The sequence below is a fragment of the Paenibacillus sp. JNUCC 34 genome (assembly GCF_058269055.1).
Genome location: NZ_CM177770.1, coordinates 5,640,016 through 5,663,483 on the forward strand (window position 1 = coordinate 5,640,016; position 23,468 = coordinate 5,663,483).

Here is a 23,468-nt window from a genome sequence, read left to right on the forward strand (position 1 = left end):
GAACGACCTGCTTCTTCATTTTTCTGAGAGATATCCCTATCTCCTTAATTTAATAATCTCTTTTGAGACATCCCCTGAGATTTCGGGGGCATACGATGCTCCGGATATATTCAATGTTTCTAAAGTGCTGCCTTCAGCCACATTCCCAAATTCCAATTACATCATTACTGAAGTTGATTCAGCAAGTTCAAAATACCCTGTGCGCTTTCTGCACGAGTTGTTGCCGCCTTAGACGCAAATTTGCCGTTGGCGTGTCCTTTCATCAGACCTATGGACAAGGCTTCGTTCACCTTTTTGACTGCCCAAGTTGAAATCTGCTCTTTGTCCTTTAATACTGGCGCTTCCGCTGACGAGGAGACATTCCCTTTCGTCTGGTAAGCACGGAGAAGCATGACGGCCGTTTCTTCACGGGTGATAGCGGCATTCGGTGCGAAAACATCCTTGCCTTTTCCGCTCACCAGCCCATGATGATAGGCTGTCTCCACAGCCGATGCATACCAGGCTTTACTATCCACATCTTTGAATGCTACGCTTTCTTGACCTTGATCACTAAGGTTCAAGGATCGAACGAGCATCGCCGCAAACTGTGCTCGTGTCAGCTGCTGATTAGGGCTGAACTTTGTATCGCTTGTACCCTTCACGATCTGCTTGGCTGCAAGCTCTTTTATGGAAGCTTCTGCCCAGTGACCACTGATATCTGTAAATATCTTTCCTTCGTTAGAATCACCACCCGTAGCCGATTCCATCTTAATAACAACCGAAGTTAATGGCTCCAATGTAATGGACTTCGAAGTTAGTGTGAATCCTGATTTAGTTGATACACCGGTGGTTCCCGCCTCATCCTGATCGACAAGGACAATTCCTGGAGTTAGATCCTCACGTAATGTTAGTGCTCTCTCTTTTTGATCGGCGTTCACAAATACATAATAAACTCCCGTTCCATCCGTAGCTTTGTTCTTGTACGCAATAACCAGATCCTGATCTTTGACTTCTGGTGCCTGGAGCAGTGTAACATTCGAGTTAACCAGAGATTGGCTGCCCAATCTGAACGCATCTGTCGACTTTCTTAACTCAATCAACCCTGCCGTAAATTGTTTGGTTTTATAGTTCTCAGGATATTTCATGCCATTTGTTGCTTTACTCCAGTCAAACATATTGATAGCGTCCGAAGAATCATAAGAGTCATGAACGAAATAACCGAAGGATTTCCCCGATTCATCCTTTAATTCATGATATTTCTGCTCGGGCTCTCCTTCCCCTTTCCACTGCTTCGTTCTGCCGTATTCCTGTCCCGCATGAAGAAACGCCGTACCTTGCGAAGTCAGTGTGAGCAGGTTACCGAGCCGGATCCGCTTATGAATTTCCTGATCATTAGCCGCTATCGAAGGGTCCTTCTTGATCGACTGCGCAATAATATCGTACAGCGGCAAATTGTCATGCGCCTCGATATACTGAACCATATCTCCCGGATCATCGGCAGGGGTATTGCCTGGCTGGCCTTTAATGTTATTGAAAATCGTGTTAATATCGCGAGCTCCGCCCGTAATAAATCTAGGCTCACCTTCATGACCGAAGCCGGACTTCAATTCGTTGCGGAATTCATCGGAAAATACACCGACATCGTTTGTTTTGTCCATCCAGTCCTGATCTGCCCCTTTTCCTGCCAGGGAAGGATCGGACAAATCTCCGCCAAATGTTCTCCAGCCTTCGCCAATAAATAACGCGTCCGGATTGATTGCAGCTGCTGCGTCGTAGGCTTTTTGTACAGATTCGTAGGTCGCATCACCCATCATATCCCAGCGCATGCCGTCAATTTTATATTCATCGAACCAGTACTTAACCGAGTCAACCATCAGCTTCTCAGCCATTTTATGGTTCGTAGCGAGATTATTCCCGAAACCGCCGATAAAGTTTCCGTTTGCATCCTGGAACGCATAGTAGTTAGGCACGATATCATTTAGGAAATCCGCCTTCGCCATATGCGTGTAGACCACGTCGAGGACGACGCCCATATCTGCCTCGTGAATAGCATCAATCATCGCTTTCAGTTCCTTGACTCTCAATTCCGGATCTTTCGGATTTTGAGAATAGGCTCCATCCGGTGAGAAATAACTGTGGGGATCATAGCCCCAGTTATATTCATTGTTTTGTGCTGAGTATTCCAGTTCTCTGGTCTTCATCGCGGCTTCATCCCCGTAATACCATGCCATCACAGGAAGTAATTGAACATGCGTAACACCGAGTGATTTAATGTAATCAAGCTTGTGTTTAAAGGCATCGTATGTTCCCCACGTTGCATTGTGCAAATCTCCTTCAATGGAAGGGTCTGAAGTAAAGTCTCTAACATGAATTTCCCAGATGATTGCGTCCTCTCTCTTCTCATAACCGGAAATGTTCGCATAGCTGAAGCCTGCTGGATCCGTTTTGCTCAGGTCCACAATTGCAGCCTTGCCAACTGTATCGCCGTCCGGCCCAGGTTCACCTTTTGTGTTAACTCTGAACTCGGCCATCGATTTGGCATAAGGATCCAATACATTTTTCGTCACACCGTTGTTTGTTACTTCGTACTGATAAAAATATCCATTTAAATCCTTAACGCCTAACTGGTCCGGCTTTACCTGAACGCTCCAGACGCCTTTTTCTCCTTTGGTCAACTGCGCATTTCCAATCAACTTGGAGGAGTCCTCTTTACTATAAAAGTTAACTTTCACGTTACTTGCAAGCGGAGCCCACAGCTTGAACATGACGCCACCAGCTTCGTATGTAGCTCCAAGATCATTGCCGTCGTAATAGTACATTTCATCGAGCATTCTCCAACCCGTAGATGCGGATACTGTCTTGCCGGAATAAGCCACACTGAACGGCGCATCATCAAGCTTAAACTGCGAGGTAATCTCTACGGTAGTTTCGCCGCTGATTTTGGCTGTACCGATTCTCACCGGTTTACCGTCTTTGTCCTTGACCTCAATTTCTTTTTTTAGAGTATCCGCTTCCAATCCTTCTGTCATCGTAAAACCAAGCTGCATTTTTCCAGGGGACAAAATCTCAGCTGACACCAGACCGGTAGCCATTTCGCCGTAAGGTGAAACGTAAACGTTGTTATCCCCTTCTTTTATGAACAGATGATTGTACTTGTCCAAAAGACTGAAACTTTTGTCTCCAGCATCTTTACCCGTATCACCTTTGTCCGGATCCAACACTAGAAAATTAATTTTTTGAGCTTTGTCCTTAATCTGGACGTCCACATAAGCACCGTACCGGTCTGTCTGTCCTGAAGGAAACTTCGTTGCACTCACGGGCCAGTCCTTAGACGGCTCTACCACATCTCCCCATAACCACAAGCCGTAATTACTATATTTCTGATCTTCTCTTACATAGTGAATCCGCACAGTATTAGCAGGCAAATCTGTGGGTTCAAAATTATAGACCGTGTCAGAGCCTTCTTTCAGCCAGATTTCATTCATTTCCGGTAAAGCAATAGCCAACTTTTTGTCGCCTCCGTCCTTGTCACCGCTTGTGCGGTCAACAACAACGATCCCGACTTTTTGGGCACCGGATTTCAACTCAATGTCAACATAAGCGCCATAGCTGTCCTTTTGTCCTTTAGGGAAGGCTGTTGCACCAGTAGCCCAATTTTGTGAGGGAGACGCTACATCATCAAAAATCCACAGTCCCTTATTTTCGTAGTTATCATCCGCTCGGCTGTAGTGAACCCGTAGATGATTGGCAGGAACCTTGCCAACGCTCGTTATCCCCTGATCTTTTGTAGCATCCGCTTGTACTTGTAGTGGAGAGATACCGAAAAGTGAGCATACGAGAGCGACAATCATGATGATGGAACATAATTTCTTCCTTTTTACTGTTAATCCCATTTTCATTTAACCTCCTCTTAAGATGAATGGTTATTTTTATCCGCTGCGCAAACGTTTTCACAAAAATGTGCAGTGTCCCTTTTGAAAAAGCGCCGTGTACATGGAAAATGCCATTTTCACTCCATCTTCCACGACTCGAATGCAACTAGAAAACGATTGTGGTGGAAACGCTTGCATATACCATATTATTCTTGCTTTTGCTAATCGTCAAGTCTGTTTTCGTTGATCTCAGCCCAGCTAAAGCGATAAGCAGAAGCAGCACTGAAATATCCATAATGTTGACGCTGATGAACCCAAGGGAAAGAAATGATTTTGCTCCATTAATTTGGACTCCCGTCAGAAGAGTATAAATCATAAGAGCGAGAGTTGAAAAACAATAAAAAAAAGGAGGCATCTCGCCCCCCTTCTAGAAATTTTGCCGACTGACCAAATCTTCTTTAATTTGTTATACTTACTTCCTCTTTACCAGTTATGTTCACTTCCTCTTTACCAGTCTTATACGTATAAATTTCTAACTTTGCATGATCTTGCTCATCTCCACTTGCCACAACCTTAAAGGAATGATTCACTTCATTTTTCCCAGGCGTGTAAATATGCCTACTCCAAGTGAAAGAAGCATTGAAAATTGATTCCACGATTTTGCCAGTCGTCTCATCAATGATCGCCAAGTGAATCTTGGGCATTTTGTCCGACAATTCCTTTATATTGATCGCTAAAGTTTCGCCGTTCTTTATGACAAAGGCAGCACCGAGCTGTACCCCTTGTTTTGCTAAAGTTTCTTCCGCCTGATTTATTTCACCGATATCATTGAGATTAGTTTTGGGCAGCTTAACTTTTCCGTTAAAAATGTCTGCTATTTTTGTTTTTTTGTCATACGAAGTATACATTTTATGACCAGCGATGGCGCCACTTTTCTTTTGGGATAGGCTATAAGTAAACTGTTGCGGAATAATAACCTCCTCTATTACATAAACTCCCCGCTTCATAAGCTCTTTGATAAATGCCTGATGATCATACTTATATTTTGGGTCCTGGTAGTCCAAGTCAAAAGTAATTTGATTGACTATCATCTGTTTAATCACTTTATCGTCTATGTAATCCTTCGCGCGTTCACTGAAAGCAACCGTTACCGTATGGCCTTCAATAGACATCGTTTTGTTGATCATGTTCGCAGCTGACTCTTTATCCTGCCAATATTGATGAATTTTATAGTAAGGCTCAGTACGGTTGAAATCATCGATCTTTCGTCCATCAGCATCAATATACAAATTTGTGCTTGTATGCATCGACTTTGTTCCAAACGCGATTTCCACATTTTCTTCAGGCGTTTTGAACGTATGGTAATAGGTCTTAATGCCACCGCTAACTTCCGTAAGAGGCTTGGATTTCTCAGCAAAAACAACGGAGGATGAGAAGACTGACACAGTTGTAATTAGAACAACAAGGAAGATGCCTAAGACCGTTTTTCCGCTTCCCGTATTTCGTTTCATGATTAGAGAAAACCTCCTGTACAACTGTTTTTTGGGTTGAGCCAGATTGCTGTTCAGAACAGGCGAACTTGAAGCAAAATGTAAAATCATCTCGCTGTATCGTTTCTTCTCAGCAGTTTTCAAGCCTTTCGTTATTTGTTCATCTACGGCGTATTCGCAGGCCTCGCTAATATTAGCTAAAGCAAGATAAGATACCGGATTGAACCAATGCAGGCAGTTGACCAACACCGCCATAAGTTTAATCCAAGCGTCTCTTTGCTTGTAGTGGATCCATTCATGCTGCAGCGCAAGTTCGTAATCCTCTGCATTTATGTTCGCGTTTGGCATTACGATTGTTGGCTTGAAAAATCCAATTAGCATAGGAGAGTGCACATAATCGCTGACTACCACTTTCAGATCTCCTATACGATCAATCGGGGAGGATTGAATCGCTTGCTTTTTAAAGCGAAAGTAAGCGAAAAAATAACGGTACAACATTGCTAAACAACCAACCATCCAGATTCCAAGTATCCACTGATCTACAGATAAAATAGAAAAACCTTGGTTTTCAGACGTAGTGCTGGCACTTGCCGTCTGGTCAGGCATTGACGATCCGATCGCTGCATTCATCTCTATAACAGCGCTCGTTGAATCTGGTTGCACCTGTTTTTCATAAAGGGAAAACAGTGGTTGATTAATTGACACGTTAAAGTGCAGCGGCAAAATAAAAAGCGATAATGCCATCAAACTGGCGTAATAATACCTACGTCCACCATATTTTGATGCCAATTTCGTTCTTAGTAGAATGAATAATGAGCTTGCAACACTACCGGTAAGAGTGGTCATTAACAACCATTTAATCATAGCTGTCCGCCTCGCTATTTATAAATGTCCGGAGCTCTTCGATATCCTTCTTTGTCAAATTCTCAGCCTGGAACAATGAGCTAATCAAGCTTTTGGCAGAGCCATTATGGATGGAGAGTAGAAAGCTCTTTGTTTGCATTTTTCTGTAATCCTCTTCGCTAATAGCTGCCCAATATTCATGAGCATGCGAACGTCCGCGTTTCACGGATTGCAACGCCCCTTTGTCTAGTAATCTACCGGCAAGCGTGAGAATAGTCGTCTTATTTTTGTCAGGGAAATATTCCATGATTTCATTTGTAGTCATCCTTCTTCCACTTTCCCATAGGACTTGCATAATCTCCATTTCAGCTTTTGTGATTTGCATATCGGTAAGCCCCCCTTCGATTCTACATTATGTTTTTTGTTCTACATCATGTTTTTTATTCTACAACACGTTGAAACGAATTACAAGCCAAAGTCGAGCAAACATTAATTGGCCAATCCCGTAAAGTTCTTGATAAACGCAAATACCGCCAATGCCGTAAGCATCAGCGGTATTTTACTGCCAAAAAAACGCCGTCGTCCTTCGGAAAGGACAACAGCGTCTTTTGCTTGTTCGTATTTTGGCTTAATTCGCGCTGTCGAGCGCTTCTTGTGGCACTTCGATCTTATCGATTTCGTTATGCTTGGAAAGTCCGCTAGTCATCTCCATTTCAAGAGAGACCTTCTGTCCTTCCTGTTCCATTTCCATGACCATGTTCATATCGGCCTTGGTTGTAAAATACGTATCCTTATTCATACCAATCGTAATCTTCATGCTTTTGATATTCATCTGTTCCAGCATCGCCGCAGTTTGCTCATTTTCGCCGCCGGCTTGGCCCATGTAGGTCTTCGCCAGCTCCTTAAGGTTATCGCCGGAAACGTCGGCCGTCAGGATATACTGATCGCCTTCTTCGCTTACCGTGGCGTCTTTGGCTACGGTTTTAAACTGCTCCAGCTGTTTTTCCGGTCCTTGCGTGGTCGCCTTCATGCTGTCAAGAATTTCCTGCTCTTGCTCCTTAGGAATCTGAACCCATTGGCCGTCAACCTGGGAGTAGACGCCCTTTTGCGTAATGTATTGTTTGATGTCCTGCGTTCCTTGGCCCGGCATCTCCATCTTCATTTCCTGATACATTTCCATTGGATCCAACGTGGTATCGATTTTCATGGAAATATTCACTTTTTGTTCCTGTTTGCTTTCCCCGGCACTGACCACGATGTTCTGCTTAATATCGGAATCCATGGAGAAACTTTTCATCTCCTGGCTTGCCTCAACCGATTTCTGGATTAATTCATCCACTGAAGGGGCGGCAGCTTCTTTCGGTGCTTCCGTTTTTGTTTCATCCGTCTTACCCGCAGCCGACTCCGTAGCTGGCGGAGTTGCTGCGCTCTCGCCCTCTTTGTCTTTGTCTTTACTGCAAGCCGTGATCCCCATTACCAAAATTACGCTAAGTAGTCCTGCTGTCCATTTTTTCAAAACAAGTTCCTCCTAAAAATATGTAATCCTATTTCATAAATTGGTAAAGGCTGTAACGCCTGACCGAACACTATTCTACAAAATACTACCAAGCCTGACAAAAGGATAAAGTTGTAATTTTAAAATTTCATATTTATGAAGAATCCTTGCTTCTTCCGGTACCTTGACATTACACTGATGGTAAGATATAGAAGGAGCGTAACCGCAATTTATTTATCATATTTTTCCATATGATTACTCTTATCAGAGCATCGCTTTAGAACAAATCAAGTTCCTTGGAACTTTCTTTGCGGAGATTGATCTGCAGGTTCAAAGTTATAAACCGTGTCAGAACCTTCCTTCAGCCAGATTTCATTCATTTCCGGTGAAGCAATAGCCAACTTTTTGTCGCCTCCATCCTTGTCACCGCTTATGCGGTAGATATGGAGTCATGCAGCACATCTTGAGTGGCCGACCCCTTACCTCTCCAGGTGCGACATATAATCATACGCTGTCGTTCCATACACATTTTTGAAATGACGGTTCAGGTGGGCCAAGTCTGTGAAACCGTACTGAGTAACGGCCATATATACATCCCTGCTGTCCTCAATTAACTGCTTCGCACGTTCCACCTTGCAGTTCAAATAATATTGATAAGGCGAGATTCCCATACTCGCTTTAAAGGAACGGATGAACTGATACTTGGACATGCCGAACTGGCTGCTTAACTCATCCAGACGCAGAACATGGTCGAGATGACCGTGCATCATTTCTTTGGCCCTCTTCGTGAACACACTATCTATTTTGCCTTTTGTACGGAACATATCGTCTGAAAAATTCCCGGCAATCCCCAGCAGCAGCTCGCTACATAAAGCATCTGGCATATCCTTGAATATGGCCTTGGTCAAATTTAGAATGCTCTGCCTAATCCAGCATGATACACGATCGGAGTGGAGAATCGGACAATATCCTTTTTCTGAATCAATTCCAAAAAAAGCTCAGGATGAATATAAATCATCACGTAGTCTATACCTGTTTTTTCTTGTGACCAGCCGTCATGATTTTGCTCAGGATGAAACAGCATCACACCGTTTTCGTGGGAAGCCTGCTGGCTGCCGTCAAGTTCGTACTTTTGAATTCCACGCAGGGTTACACCCAGGGCATACTCTTCATGACAGTGCATTTTATATTTGAAATCGGTAAGACTTGCTGATAGCGCAGTAATCCCTGCCGATTTTTTATATATAAAGCGCTCCATCCCTTTCACCCCTTTATGAACTCCGTGATGCCGGACACGGTAATCGCTGAATAGACCAGCAACAATGCGAGTATCGTCTGACTCGCCTTCTGATATTTTTGCATAATTCCTTGAACAAGAGTACCACACACCGCCCAAGTCACATAAGCGGCCACCCCAATCAACGTCACAATAACTACAAATGCTGATAGTACAGGCCCCGATGTATAATACGGCATCACAAAACTTGGAATGACGGTTAGCGTAAACACAACAACCTTAGGATTCAAAAACTGCGTCAGAAAACCAGACGTAAATGAAGTAGCCTGCTTAGAGGCGTTGTTGGATACATCCATTCTGTAGATTTGATAAGCCAGGTACAGCATGAACAAGCTGCCTCCGATGCGCATGAACGACAATATGGTTGGCATCCCGGAGCCTAGTCTGCTGTTCAGGAAAACCGAGGCAGCGATTAACATGAAAAAAGCGAGCGACGCCCCGGCGATATATCGTAGTGCTTTTTTCATGCCCTCGTTCTGAACCGCCGCCAGAATGACGATGTTGGACGGTCCAGGTGAGAACGCTACAACAAAACAATAAATAAAAAATGAAGAAAAATTCATGATGTTAGCTCCTTACAAGGAAATTCCCTTGCATTATAGAGCTTTTAGCCGATGGAAGAATAGTACATTATTGCAGAAAAGGGGCTTCACAGGCAGCCCTTCTCCAGAAAAATCCGAAATCATTAAACAATCCCTGTCTCAGCCGTGACTGGAACAGGGATGGTCTTATTTTTCAAAAATGCGTCCCATGAGTTAAAGACACCCCTAATGTCCATTTCCGGTTATGCCCTCTCGCCTGTCAGAACTTCAACATCTAGCCTATTCAGCGCATCAATCCATTCCTGGGAACATCCTGAGTCGGTCACAATCATGGATACTTGCTCAATCGGTGCAATATGGGCAAATGTTGTAACGCCGAACTTGGAATGGTCCGCGACAACAATGGCCTCTTCCGTTCTGGACATCATTTTCCGTGACAGCAACGCTTCATCCACATTGTACTCGGTAATGCCGTCCGAGAGCGAAATGCCGCCTGCAGAAATAAACGCCTTGTTTACCTTAAACTGATCCAACAGCTGATAAGCGATAGGTCCTGTTGCCGCTTGAATGCCCATATTTACCTCGCCACCCGCAAAAATAATTTTCCCCTGGAACTCTTCCAACGCGCACGTCAGAATTGGCACAAAGTTAGTAATGACTGTCACATCGGCACGGTCTTTAAGATGCCTCATGATTTCCAGCGTGGTTGTACCGTTATCCAGCATAACCGTTTCCCCATCCTTAACGAGGGAAGCCGCTATTTTCCCAATAGCCTGCTTCTCGCTCTGAAACATCTGGGACCTCTTTATAAACGTCGGCTCGATCCACTCGGAACGTACCTGTACAGCACCCCCGTATACTTTGCGCAGCCTTCCTTCCTTCTCCAATCGGTCCAGGTCGCGCCGGATCGTTTCCGTGGAGACATTGAATAACCCAGCAAGAGCGTGCACCTGCACTTTCCCTTCAATACTTAACTGGGCAAGAATCGTTTGCCTGCGTTCCTCATAGGTTAAGGACATATATTCTTTCCTCCTGTTATGGATATTACATTGGTTTTATGTGTTTTGGTGTTGTTTTTATTCAGTGTAAAGTCCCATAGTAGTTGTTGTCAAACGGCCATAGGTAGGTAGTCCGATCTTTATATACGTGATATTCACACATCTTGGGGTTAAATTGAATGAGTGTTACATTATTTTTTTACTGTGTAAAAATGAATTGACAGATCCCGATTTAGATATTAAAATCAACACAAAACCACATAAAATAACGTAAATCAACATCAATACCATATCTCATCAGTGGATCAAGGGGGAAATTTTGAAATGAGTAACCAATTATCTTTTCGCCAAGACGGGACCTTTACCATTGTGCAATTTACCGATCTTCATTTCAAAGACGGAGGGGACGAGGATCAGCGTACCCGTAAATTAATGGAGCTTACCCTAGAAGTGGAACAGCCGGATCTCGTTGTATTTACAGGGGATGTCATTTATACCGGTCCTGTCTCACCCGGCGAGTCCAAATGCAGTAATCCGCCACAAGCTTTCCGCGATGCGGTTGCTGTGGTCGAGGAACGCAGTATTCCGTGGGCCTGCGTATTCGGTAATCACGATACCGAAAGTGGAAGCGGAATCACTCGCAAAGAGCTCATGCAAGTCGTGCAATCACATCATCATACCGTAACTCAGGCAGGACCCGAAGAGCTTGCTGGCAAAGGTAACTACATACTGGAGCTTGCCGATCCGGAGGGCAAGCCAGCAGCAAATCTATATTTTCTAGATTCAGGCGATTATTCTCAGCTTAAGCATGTTGAAGGCTACAACTGGATACAACGGAATCAAATTCAATGGCTGACGGCTGAATCGGCTCGATTGAATCCTCCGGAGCAAGAAAGCAAGCTTCCTGCACTCGCATTCTTTCATATCCCTGTTCCGGAATATCAGGAAGTATGGGACACCCAGATCTGCTACGGACACAAATTTGAACACATCTGCTGTCCACCCGTTAACTCGGGGCTGTTCGCAGCGTTGCTTGAGATGGGCGACGTTATCGGCACATTTTGTGGACATGACCATATTAACGATTTCCATGGTACCTTACATGGGATACGCCTCTGCTACGGACGGGCAACCGGCTATAATACGTATGGCAGAGAAGGTATGATGCGGGGTGCGAGGGTAATTCGTCTGAACGTAGGGGAGTCCGATTTTAACACATGGCTTCGCCTCGAAGATGGCTCGGTTGTAACCGAACAACCACTTCATGATCCTCATTCCTCGAATGAAGATTAACAACTAAGGGAGAAGGCCTAATGCTATTACCTATATTGCTCGTTATTGCCTCCGGTATGGCCCACGCCGTCTGGAGCCTATTCACCAAAAGAAGCCTAAACAAAAGCGTTTTTCTATGGTCCATCATGATGCTGTGCACTGTGCTGCTCCTGCCGACCTTAATTACGGAGTTGTGGCACAACCCCCTATCCTGGGGTGCGTACGCTCTGCTGCTGCTATCTGTTATCCTGCAAGCCGTCTACTCATGGCTATTGTCCCAGACGTATGAGCTTGGCGATTTATCACAGATCTATCCGATTATGCGGGGGACCAGCACACTGCTCGTGCCGATCATCGGAGTGGTCTTTCTCCAAGAATCGCTATCTTTGTTTGGTTGGATCGGGATTCTCTGTATGCTCAGCGGCTTCATTATCCTTAGTGGAGTAGGGTCTCGTCGCAAACACCCAGGGGCTCCTCAGCAAAGCTTAAAACCTGTTCTCATGGCGCTGAGTGTCGGGCTTGTCACCACCAGTTATGTATTCGTTGATAAATTGAACCTTCAGCATATTTCACCCTTGGCATTGCTGGAAGTGACAAACATCGGTTTTGTGGCTGGCCTGACTCCACTGGTTCTCAGATCCAAGGCACTACGGAAGGAATGGCAAGTCAACCGTTCAACGATTTTGCTTGGAGCTATTCTGAATCCGGGCTCCTATCTGCTGTTCCTCTTTGCCATGCAGCAAGCGCCTATGGCTCATATTAGCCCCTTACGGGAAACAGGAACGGTATTTGCCACGTTCCTCGGTATCCTGGTCCTGAAAGAGCAGCAGGGCTTGAAACGGATTGTCTGTTCCATCATCATCACCTGCGGCATCATCCTTATTGGCATGTGGGGCTGATTCGGTGCGGAGGAGTAGAATAGCCCGTTTGGATTATTATATTACTAAAAACGGACACCAGTTGGTGTCCGTTTTATACTTTTGGAGTAAATTAGTTCAATTTTTCGGTTAGATAATTCACATAAAAGCTTGAAGCCGAATGATCGCCTGCGCCCGGTCAACCACCTCCAATTTACTATACAGATTGCTGATATAGTTGCGAGCCGTACCCTCGGCGATATGCAGCGTATCGGCAATTTCACGATTGTTCAATCCCTTAATAATGAGCCGTGCCAGCTCTTCTTCGCGATCGGTCAACTTGATGTGACCCGCTCCGCTTCGCTGTAGGTATTCATAATCCTCCGCCAGTCGGTTCATTCTCGCCGCTAACTTGGCTGCAACGGAAGCAGGCAGAATGAATTGCCCTGATACTGTATCGCGAATCGAAGCAATCATTTTATCCGCATCCATATCTTTAAGCATATAGCCGCTTGCTCCGTGTGCCATACCTTCAACGATATAATCAGTCTCTATAAAAGTGGTCAGGATCAGAATAAACGTCTCCGGGCTGCTCCGCTTTATTCGCTTCAACGCACTAATTCCGTCCATGACAGGCATTTGAATATCGAGCAGTACCAGATCAGGATGAAGCGCCTCTACCATCTCGCAAGCTTCTTCGCCGTTTTTTGCTGCGCCAATGACTTCCATATCATCTTCCAAGTCCAAAATGGTTCGGAGTCCCTCTCTTGTCAGCAGTTGATCATCGGCAATGACCATCCTTATCTTTCTCATACTCTATCCCCAATCCAGCGCATTTGGTACGGCAGATCAATCTTTAGCAGACAGCCTTGGTTAGGTCGGGAATCGATAGATAAGCTGCCTCCCAGCTGTTCAACACGTTCTTTCATCGCTTTCAATCCAAATCCCATCACAATGTTACTCGTGCCTATTCCGCAATCTTCGAGCCTAAATTGCAAATATTCTCCGACAGTCTCCAGACTAAAGCGAAACTCTGTACTTCTGCCATGCCTGATCCCATTGGTCAGACCTTCCTGCAGTGCATGATAGATCGTCTTTTTATGAGCTGTCGACATCAACTCAGGCAGTTCATAAACAGCTGTATGGATGACAACTTCCGCATTTCGCTCCGTCTCTCGAATCAGTTGATTCAACATGATGGATAGGTCGGCATACTTGTCCTCTCTTAACATATGAACAGAGCCCCGGATTTCATTCAGGCTGCGCCGGACAAGGTCTTGTGCCTCATTCAGCCGTTGAACACCACTCTCCATATCCTTATAGAGCAGCCGTTTTCCAGCTTCAATTTGTAAAATCGTGGATGTAAGTGTATGTCCGACAATATCATGTATTTCCTGAGCAATTCGATTCCGTTCCTCATAAATAGAGATCTCCGCCAGAGCTGCAGACGCCTCGCGCATGGATCTCTCCAGACTACGAGTTCTCTCTTCGACCTGTATCTCCAAATTTTTCTTAAGATATTGAATGCCCGAGTAAAGCTTGGCATTTGCGATCGAGATAGCGCATTGTGAGCCAAGCAGCTTAAGCACATCCAGCCGTTGCGGGGTAAATATGCCGGGTGACAGCTTGTTCTCCAAGTAGAGCAAACAAATTAAGTTGTTCTGATTCATAATGGGGAGGCAGAGAACTGATCTTAGCCCTTTTTCCCTAACATATGAATTACGTACAAACATCCCTTGGCTGGCCGCATGATGCAGCACGATTTCCTCTTGCGTTCTCGCCGCATATCCGATAATAGCTGCCGGAACAATATCCGACTCTTCCCCAAGAGGAACGGACTCGATGTGAATCCTCTCCACCGTGCCATAAGCTTCAATATTCCATCTGCCTTCATGGTCGATAATGACCGCTCCATAATCTGCTCCAGCATTGTGAAGCATAATACGCATCAGCGTAACGAGTAATCGACTCATCTCCATCTCGCCTGATAAAGCTTGTGTGGACATGACGACAGATAAGGAATCAACGCTCTCCAATCCCGACTCACGCTTGACGTTTAACAGATGAGGATATTTTTGCTCCAGATCAGCCGCTTTTACCAGCGCTCCCCATTGCAAATAGGCTTCATGCGCTTCAGTCATGTAAATCTTCGCAAGATGTAACTTCCCCTGGTGAAGACAGTGTCTGCCGTAGCACTCAGCCGTCATCGCCAAATCGTGAATATGACCATACGTACGGGCAACCTCAATGGATTGCTCGTAAAGCTCTTCAGCCTGCCGATTCTTACGTGACAACCGAGCCATCTCAGCCTTGATCAACAAATATTTATGTTCATAGTTCCCCGGACAACGAAGGGCCATTTGCTTTATTTTCTTCAGGCGCATCCGCATTTTTATCCAATATTCACGTTGTTCCCGGGGCGAGGACTCCTCGTATAACTGAGCCCAAACAAGCGACTCGTAAAAATATTGAAGAACATAGTCAACATAGTCTTGACGCGAGTCCAATATAGCACCCGTCTTGATCAATGCCTCATTCGCTTCTCGATATTGACCGAATAAATAGCCGGTCAAATACTGATAAATGCAAACCAGCTCTTCGATCATGTTAAACGAGTCCCCATGCACTGATTCGACAAATTCCGTTCTGCTAATATCCTCTATTTCAAATGGGTCATCGGGCGAGCGATTACCCGTTAATCGAACCAGAAGCGCGACAAATACGGCAGCCTGCTTACAATGAAGACTGTTATTATGCCGTAATAAATCACCTGAATGGGAAATCAACCGATCATAAATATCTCCGAGCGGATGACCATACTGCAGAAGTAAGGCACAATTGATCAACAGACTCTGATTCCCTTGCCACAGACCTCCAGATTCCAGACCCATTTGGCCAGCGTACTCAGTGAACGTGTTCAGCATACCCGAATCAAAACGCCGCCAGCTGTTGTAACAGAGTGAGAATGAGGTCAATGCCATCACGTGAAATGTCGGGTACGGCTTTGATAAATTGCAGGCAAGCATACCCCATTTGAATGTCTCCTCATCGTTACGGAAGTGATAATACAGAAACATCGCATAGCCTGTAAACCCGATGGAAGCCTCTGGAGTTACACCATAATCCACCGTCATTTCGACCATCGTGAAACTGGAGGCGAGCCAGCCCTTTCGATTCACAAAAAAACAGGCATTGCTCGTATAGACCAATACGGACATAGCCACTTTGCGCACTTCATCGGTCATAGGAGGCAAATGTCTCAGCGAATCGATTGGGTGCTTCCGGAGTTTTCGACTCAATCTTAACCAGTGGAGGGTCAATTGTAAGGAGCTTGGATCAAAATTATGATTCAAATTCAACAATTTCAATGTATTACGGCCTAAGGAAATAACCTCTTCATAGTTATCGTTGCTCGCTTCCAATTGGATCTTCATCACGTAGACGCGTGCTTTATCCATATTTGTCGACGCTCTGCTGATCAGCAATTGAAACAATTCATTAGCTATATCAAAATGCGCGCATAAATATTCCAACTCCGCCCTCTCCCGGAATACTTGGAAGAAGAGCTCATAGTTCTGATTCCAATGATCTTCCTTTAGCAGTGCCGTCGCATGACGCAAATATCCGAGTGATGTCTCGTAAGCCGTTGATTGCTTCGCCTTCAAGCCTGCCTGCAGATTGAGTCCCGCCAATTCCTGACATTGTTCTGAACATTCTATCCGCTGCACAGCCTGATTCAAATGATTAACAACTTCGAATATGATTGCGTCATCACTACTTTTCATGAGATCCACTAGCAGTAAACCAATCTTCAGATGCAGATCGGGCCGCTCATCCTCCGAAACAAGAGCATATGCGGCCTGATGAATGCGGACATGTTGAAATTTATACGACTTAGTGTCACGGCTGTTAACTGGCTGTAGCAGACGCTCCTCCACAGCAATATCCAATATTTCCGTAATCTCTTCTACAGGCAGATCAGTAATGCTGGACAGTGTATCTAGCTGAAATCGACTGCCCAAAAAAGCAGCCCTTCCCAATACAAACACCGTCCGGTACGATAAAAGCCGCAATTTATCCGACAGGTACGCAGCTGCATTATCCGGTACGTTCATCTCCGTTATCAGCTGTATATTCCACCTCCAGCATCTGCCTGACTCGTCAAAGGTTATTTGCTTATTATCGATCAGATCCTGAAGGAATTGTTTTAGGAAAAATGGATTTCCATCCGTCTTATGAAACAACACTTTAGCTAGTTCATCCGTATTAACAGCTTCGTATCGCATAGCATCACTTAACCATTGCTTCAGATCAGCGAGATCAAGAGCCCTCAGCGGTATTCTATTTATCGCTATGTTGCGCTCTACAAGCTTTTTCTCCAAACGGCTAAGCGGATGCTGATCCGTAATCTCTCGATCATTACGATAAGCCAAGACAACCAGTAAATGCTTCGTAGCCCTGTCTTCGAGCAGAAAAGAAAGACATTGCAGCGATGCTTCATCCGCCCACTGAACATTGTCGAAAAACAACACAAATGGTCGGTCTTGATGAAAAAACAATTGAATAAACCGGTTCATAATCTGATGAAATCGTTCCTTAGCTTCCAGCGGGGGCAGCGGCTGAACAGAAGGCTGCTGGCCAATAAGCAATTCCAACCTGGGAGCCAGGTCGATCAGCAGAGCCCCATAACCATCCAATGCTTTTAAAATACGCAGCTTCCAGACTTCAACCTGCAGTTTGGTCTCCATCAGCAGTTGGCTGACCAATGTATCAATCACTTGATTCCATATATCATATGGACGTGCGGTATGATGGGGGTCGAACTTACCCATAGCAAAAAAACCTTCAAATGGAACCACTTTTCGAAAAGTTTCCTTAATGAAGGATGTCTTCCCGATTCCAGCGTTTCCGCTAACCCAGACCGTCTCCACAGTTCCTGCCGAAGCTCGCTGCAGCACTTGTCGCAAGCTTCGTTGTTCGGACTGTCTTCCATAAAACTGGACCGGCACGATCCAGCGCTCCGGAATATCATGGCTTGCCAACACAAAGGACTCGACTTGCCCCGAGGCTTGAAGCCTCGCCACACATTCCTCGAGGTCCGTCTTGATCCCAAACGCACTGGCATACCTCGCTTCCGGCATTTTTTCCATACATTTACCGACGATGTCGGAGACGGATTGAGGTATTGAAGGAAATCTTTGATGCAAAGGCTCCGGCGTACCGGCAAGATGACGGTAGACAATGTCTATTACGTCCTGAAGCTCGAAAGGCAGCCTCCCTGACAAACATTCATATAAAATGACCCCAAGCGAATAGAAATCTGATCGGTAGTCGGGCGTCACACCTGTTCTTCCTGTCTGCTCTGGGGATATGTAAGAAAGCACAGCATCCGGTCGATCCATGGACAGCGACAATGGACTCTTGCTCTGATCTGTTGAACACATGCGGATATCAATCAGCTTCACTTCATAAGTGGCGGGATTGACCATCAGTTGAGAGGGGGTTAATTCATTTAGCGTTATGTTGTCACGATGTAATTGCATAAGGCAATCGGCAGCTGATGCGGCGATACGGAGCCGGGCAGAAAGATCTAATGTATTTGCATGTGAACGCAATACCCGATCGAGAGTGCTTCCCTCCATATCTTGTAAGAGCAGAACAGGCCGATCCGCCATGATCTCCAGGCTGTAAACCTCAACTGCTCCTCTGCCACCCAACTTTCTTAGCATGTCATACTCGTATCGAAAGGTGTCAACCATAATAGGTCCCGGGTATTCGTCACATGTTGTCTTGGCTATAACCATTCGTCCGTCCTCGTAACGCATCAATCTGTACAGCTTTAAGTCACCACTATTACCTATTACGCCCAATGTTCGGTACCCTGGCATCTCAAACATAAATCGCACTCCCTAGCTTCAAATAGGTAGACAGAACGTTTAAGATCATAATTAACAAATTAATACTATTATACATTGGAACATGCAGATAATGATCACATCATCTAACAATACATCCTAATCATAATGTAATGCCCATTCGACAAATAGTGAGCCTTGTCATCATTGTTGTCATGTGACATCTATCATTTTTCGCTAAAATACAGGTTTATTCCCCAGGAAATAGGAACTGTGAACATTAACCCTCCCTAAAACACATAAAGAAAAAGAGCACCTTGATCGGTGCTCTGACGTTTATCTTTCACATGATTAGCTTCTATACCATTGTTGGGCCTACCCACATTTGTTCCTTTTTATAAAACCACTTAAATGAGCTTATGCGCATACCACTTCTTCCCGCGGAAACGCCACAGGAAGATCGCGCCGCGCACGCCCCATTCACAGTTCATCGCCAGCCAGACGCCAAGAATGCCAATGCCCAGAACGATGCCCAGAATATATCCGAGCACGACCCGGAACAGCCACATTGTCAGCATCGAGGTGATCGAAGTAAATCGCGAGTCGCCCGCCGCTCGGAGCGCGGAAGGCAAAATGAAACTAATCGACCACAGCGGAACCTGCACAATGGCATTGATCAAGAGAAGCCAGAAGATATCATCTACAATTTCTGCGGGAGGATCGAATAAACCCACCAGAGGCCGGAAGAACGGCATTAGAATCAAACCGGTCAGCGCCAGGGAGCAGGATCCCAGCACGAGAAAAGATTTGATGAACTTTCGCGCATCCGCAATATTCCCTCGTCCGATGCATTGGCCGACAACCGTTACAACGGTTAGAGATAAGGCACTGGCGGGGATCTGAAACACACCGGCGAGAGAAGATCCGATAGCATTGGTTGCAATGGCATACGTACCCAAACTGACGATAAATACCTGAGTTAATAATTTCCCCCCGTTAAAAAACATCTGTTCCGCAGCAAACGGAAGGCCGATGAACATAATTTTACGGAGCATGGACAGCGGAAAGTGAAACAGATCGCGAACGCGTAGATGCAGTGTAGCATCCACTTTGAACAAATAATATAGGGCGCAGACAGCCCCCGCATAACGGGCGATGTTCACGGCGAGCGTCATCCCCATTACACCCATATTCAGATAATTGATAAAAACGATGTTCAGCAAAACGTACAGTACGTTCATAATTAACGAAAGGGCCAGCGATGCCCGGGTCTTTCCGATCCCCCGGAGTGCACCGCAAACCGCCTGAACAACCGCTATGCCCACGAAGGAAATACTGCTCCCGATCAGATAAGTCCTGGCACTGTCCAACACATCTGGAGAAGCCGATCCAAACAAAATATTAAGCACCGGGTTGTGCAACCCCATGATTAGCAGACCAACTCCCAAGGCGATCAGGGCAACCGAGGTTACAGTGCTAGCAGAAGCTCGGGACACCATCAGGTCATTGCCGCTTCCTTTATACTGAGCCACCACAACCGTTCCCCCGGTCGCTACGGCCACAAACACATTGATTAGAAAAATGTTCAGCGAATCGACCATATTCACCGCACTGACCGCCGCCACCCCTGACGAACTGATCATGGCCGTATTCACTAGGTTTAACCCGATGATAAAGGCTTGGTCGATCAGAATCGGAAGAAACAAGGCAAAAATCTGCCGGTAATCCATCGACTCGCCAGAAAAATATTTATTCAAAATACCATTCATTTGCATTTGCATTCGTCTACGAAGCTGATTCAAAGTCATCACATTCTTTTCGTTTAAATCAAGTAGAAACGGCTTGCCGTCCTTATAAGACGGCGGCCGTTTCTGCGAGGAATATAAAAACTCTTCATTCGAAGAGCTTCTAGTAACGGTGTTCATGAATTTATATCACAGGATGAACCTCTCACGAGAGTGATCCCTTTTACCCCAGCATTTGATTGGAGGATATCACTGTAGCCGGATTCTGTCAATGAAACAAACTATACGTTCACCTCGTCATTGTGAACGGCTCTTCGAAATAGCCTACCGCCTCTTCTATCGATACTCCCACGTCACTTCAATGTCCTGATCATAATTGCCGAAGCCACGACCAAACAGACTGACGCCTCCGGGATGCCTAGCCGAAGCGAGCGAAGCAATTCGCAGTCGGATATCCTGGTTGCTCCCAATCGCAAGCTCACGTATTGAGAGATCAGACATGCGGACGCCATCGAGAAAAGTTCCTTCATCTGTAACAAGCAACGTCTTCAACAGACCATACTGCGTCGATTTCTCCGTCCACCATGGAGGGGAATACCTCCCTTTCTTATCACCAAAATCACCTGGACAGGTCCAAGTGAGCAGTTCCTTCCCATTTAGCGAAAATGTAATATCCGATGGCCAATCCTCATTAAAGCCCGGAGCCTCCGAACACAATTCTAACGAAATGCGTAGACTGGATAGCTTCTCAGTCGACACCGAGTAGTTCGGCAGTCTGTATTCAACATATCCGCTTGCCAACCAGAGATGACCTGCTTTCACATGTTCAGGGTCCGCAAAATACCGCGGATCATCCACGATCCCAATCAGCTTGTCCCTTGAAGCCAAACCGCAGGTTGGCGTGACCTGATAATCGACATACTGGCCTATCGGAATCGAGCATGTATCACCGGTCGACTTTGCAGCTGCCGATGCCGATGCTTCATCTGTTTTAGGGGAGTTCTGAAACTGTAGTTCTACCTGCGTAAGCTTCAGGGAGCAGCGCTTCTGCACACCCCGAATTCCCGGTACATTCTCTGTTTGAACTATGCCTGCTTCCTCCAGCTTCTGAATATGCTTCGTTATAATAGCGGAAGAGAACTGCAGCTTCTCTGCAAGATCCTTAATGTTATGCGGCCCCTGCCGTAAATAATCAATGATGCGAAGTCGTGTCTCAGAGCCAAGGCTTTCATAGAAAGCCAACTGCTCGATACTTACTGGTATTTTCATAGTAGAGCTCCTTTCCAACCCATTATATAACTTTTAAGTTAATCAAACAACTTTATGATTGACAAAACAAACAAAAGGGCTATAATGCAAAATAAAGTAAACTTAATTATTTATTATTAACTTTTTAGTTAATGAAAGGAGCTTCACAAATGAATTCAGCAATTTCACAACAACCACAGCCAAGACCCGAACATCCACAACCGCAATGGGAGCGTAAACAATGGCTCAACCTGAATGGCGAATGGGAGTTTGAGATGGACGATCAGCGTACAGGTGATTTGAATCGCTTGTATGCGCAGGAGCAGTCGCTCAGCGACCGGATTCAAGTACCCTATTGTTACCAGAGCAAGTTGAGCGGAATTGTTGCTACAGGCATTCATGATCTGGTCTGGTACCGTAAATCCTTTACTCTACCGGCAGGCTGGACTTCGAAGCAGGTTCTGCTGCACTTCGGTGCAGTTGATTATAAAGCAGATGTATGGGTGAATGGACAGCATGTCGTTTCACATGAAGGAGGGCATACTCCATTTTTCGCAAATATCACACATACGCTGCAGGATGGGAACAATATTATTACCGTAAGAGCTGAGGATTACAGCAAAGATAATGCTTTGCCGCGCGGTAAGCAGTACTGGAAAGAAAAGTCGGAAACCATTTTCTATACAAGTACGACTGGCATATGGCAGACCGTGTGGTTGGAGGCTGTAAACACCGTCCACATGGACAAAGTAAAATTCACCCCTGACATCGATCGCAACGAGGTTCAGTATCGACTGTATGTGAATGGATTAGCCTCACTTGCAGCAGCGTCTAAAATTGAGGCCTGCTTCACGATAACTTTTAACGGCGAAATCATGGCAGAACATAAGATCCGTGTAAACCATAGTGAAGAGTGGGGCTCTATCGGCTTGAGCAATGATTACAACAATCGTGGAGGAGAATATCATTGGACACCGGAGAATCCCAATCTTCTGGATGTGTCTCTTCAACTTTTTGTGGATGGCCAAGTGACAGATGAAGTAGCCAGCTATTTAGGCATGCGTAAGGTCTCCATCCAGTATGGCAAGCTGAACCTGAACAATCATCCTTATACGATGCGGCTCGTGTTGGACCAGGGGTATTTTCCGGAAGGACTATTGACAGCTCCGACTGATGCAGACCTTATTAAGGATATCGAGCTGACAAAAGCTATGGGTTTTAACGGCGTGCGCAAGCATCAAAAGACAGAGGATCCTCGCTTCCTGTACTGGGCAGACCGAATGGGACTTCTCGTTTGGGGAGAAGCGGCTAACGCGTATCAGTTTACACCTACGTACGTTAACCGTTTTATGCATGAATGGCAGGAGATCATCGAACGGGACTACAATCACCCTAGTATCGTGGTCTGGGTACCGATAAATGAAAGTTGGGGCATTCCACTAGCAAAGACAGATGCATGTCAACAGCACCACGGTCTTGCCATGTATCACACCACGAAGTCGCTCGATCCTACAAGACCGGTCATTTTTAACGATGGCTGGGAGATGATGACGACCGATATTGTTGGCATTCACGATTATGAGTGGAGAGAACAAGTACTGTCTGAGCGATATGCTACAGTAGAGAGCACAATCCAAACCACACCTTCTAATAATCCTTTATTCGTGGGTGGTGCACAGTATGAAGGGCAGCCGATATTAGTGACTGAGTTTGGCGGAATCAAATTTAAAAAGAGTGAATGGGAAGGCTGGGGATACTCAGGCGCAGAAGATGATGAAGATTTCAAGGCGCGCCTGCAGGCTGTGATTCGTCCACTTTATCTCTCTCCAGTCGTTCAAGGCTTCTGTTATACACAGCTAACCGACGTGGAGCAAGAGATCAATGGATTGCTGACCTATGATCGTGAGCCCAAGCTTCCGCTGGAGGTTATTCATCAGATCGTAACGGGTCAAGAGCTGTAAAATAACATTGTACG

At 45.5% G+C, this 23,468-nt stretch carries 13 protein-coding genes and 1 pseudogene; 3 read left to right on the forward strand and 11 right to left on the reverse strand.

Annotation, left to right across the window (positions count from 1 at the left end):
- Nucleotides 1-164: 164 nt before the first annotated feature.
- The 7 genes and pseudogenes from AC2TF5_RS26060 to AC2TF5_RS26090 form a co-directional block, all read right to left on the reverse strand.
- The gene (locus AC2TF5_RS26060) at nt 165-3,872 is read right to left on the reverse strand and encodes a pullulanase (RefSeq protein WP_491299976.1); all 3,708 of its coding nucleotides are present in this window, start codon (nt 3,870-3,872) and stop codon (nt 165-167) included.
- Between the two features lie 437 nt (nt 3,873-4,309).
- Nucleotides 4,310-6,205 (reverse strand): M56 family metallopeptidase, encoded by a 1,896-nt coding sequence (locus tag AC2TF5_RS26065; RefSeq protein ID WP_491299977.1) that lies wholly within the window; start codon nt 6,203-6,205, stop codon nt 4,310-4,312.
- The gene (locus tag AC2TF5_RS26070) at nt 6,198-6,569 is read right to left on the reverse strand and encodes a BlaI/MecI/CopY family transcriptional regulator (protein ID WP_491299978.1); all 372 of its coding nucleotides are present in this window, start codon (nt 6,567-6,569) and stop codon (nt 6,198-6,200) included. Before AC2TF5_RS26070 ends, AC2TF5_RS26065 begins: the two co-directional genes overlap by 8 nt.
- A gap of 243 nt (nt 6,570-6,812) precedes the next feature.
- Nucleotides 6,813-7,700 (reverse strand): DUF6612 family protein, encoded by an 888-nt coding sequence (locus AC2TF5_RS26075; RefSeq protein ID WP_491299979.1) that lies wholly within the window; start codon nt 7,698-7,700, stop codon nt 6,813-6,815.
- A gap of 458 nt (nt 7,701-8,158) precedes the next feature.
- Nucleotides 8,159-8,937, reverse strand: a pseudogene (locus AC2TF5_RS26080) (AraC family ligand binding domain-containing protein).
- A gap of 5 nt (nt 8,938-8,942) precedes the next feature.
- Nucleotides 8,943-9,539 carry a LysE family translocator gene (locus AC2TF5_RS26085; RefSeq protein WP_491299980.1) on the reverse strand — a complete coding sequence of 199 codons (597 nt, stop codon included), beginning with the start codon at nt 9,537-9,539 and terminating at the stop codon, nt 8,943-8,945.
- 221 nt (nt 9,540-9,760) lie between these two features.
- Nucleotides 9,761-10,537: a DeoR/GlpR family DNA-binding transcription regulator gene (locus AC2TF5_RS26090; RefSeq protein WP_491299981.1), complete on the reverse strand. Its 777-nt coding sequence runs from the start codon at nt 10,535-10,537 to the stop codon at nt 9,761-9,763.
- Between the two features lie 303 nt (nt 10,538-10,840).
- On the opposite strand from AC2TF5_RS26090, the gene AC2TF5_RS26095 reads away from it, so the two are divergent.
- Together AC2TF5_RS26095 and AC2TF5_RS26100 are read left to right on the forward strand one after the other, a co-directional pair.
- A complete protein-coding gene (locus AC2TF5_RS26095) occupies nt 10,841-11,809 on the forward strand; it encodes a metallophosphoesterase family protein (protein ID WP_491299983.1) in 969 nt (322 codons plus the stop codon).
- 20 nt (nt 11,810-11,829) lie between these two features.
- Nucleotides 11,830-12,687 carry an EamA family transporter gene (locus AC2TF5_RS26100; RefSeq protein WP_491299984.1) on the forward strand — a complete coding sequence of 286 codons (858 nt, stop codon included), beginning with the start codon at nt 11,830-11,832 and terminating at the stop codon, nt 12,685-12,687.
- Nucleotides 12,688-12,804: 117 nt separating this feature from the next.
- Here the strand turns inward: AC2TF5_RS26100 and AC2TF5_RS26105 are convergent, their stop codons facing one another.
- The 4 genes from AC2TF5_RS26105 to AC2TF5_RS26120 all read right to left on the reverse strand — a co-directional run bounded on the left by AC2TF5_RS26105 (nt 12,805) and on the right by AC2TF5_RS26120 (nt 21,514).
- Nucleotides 12,805-13,458 carry a response regulator gene (locus AC2TF5_RS26105; RefSeq protein ID WP_491299985.1) on the reverse strand — a complete coding sequence of 218 codons (654 nt, stop codon included), beginning with the start codon at nt 13,456-13,458 and terminating at the stop codon, nt 12,805-12,807.
- Complete coding sequence (locus AC2TF5_RS26110) at nt 13,455-18,542, reverse strand: AAA family ATPase (protein ID WP_491299986.1); 5,088 nt, start codon at nt 18,540-18,542, stop codon at nt 13,455-13,457. Before AC2TF5_RS26110 ends, AC2TF5_RS26105 begins: the two co-directional genes overlap by 4 nt.
- A 365-nt stretch (nt 18,543-18,907) precedes the next feature.
- On the reverse strand, nt 18,908-20,275 hold the full coding sequence (locus AC2TF5_RS26115; protein ID WP_491303007.1) for an MATE family efflux transporter: 1,368 nt from the start codon (nt 20,273-20,275) through the stop codon (nt 18,908-18,910).
- A gap of 306 nt (nt 20,276-20,581) precedes the next feature.
- A complete protein-coding gene (locus tag AC2TF5_RS26120) occupies nt 20,582-21,514 on the reverse strand; it encodes an ArsR/SmtB family transcription factor (protein ID WP_491299987.1) in 933 nt (310 codons plus the stop codon).
- Between the two features lie 149 nt (nt 21,515-21,663).
- On the opposite strand from AC2TF5_RS26120, the gene AC2TF5_RS26125 reads away from it, so the two are divergent.
- Nucleotides 21,664-23,454, forward strand: coding sequence for a glycoside hydrolase family 2 protein (locus AC2TF5_RS26125; protein ID WP_491299988.1), 1,791 nt, complete (start codon nt 21,664-21,666; stop codon nt 23,452-23,454).
- Nucleotides 23,455-23,468: the final 14 nt, after the last annotated feature.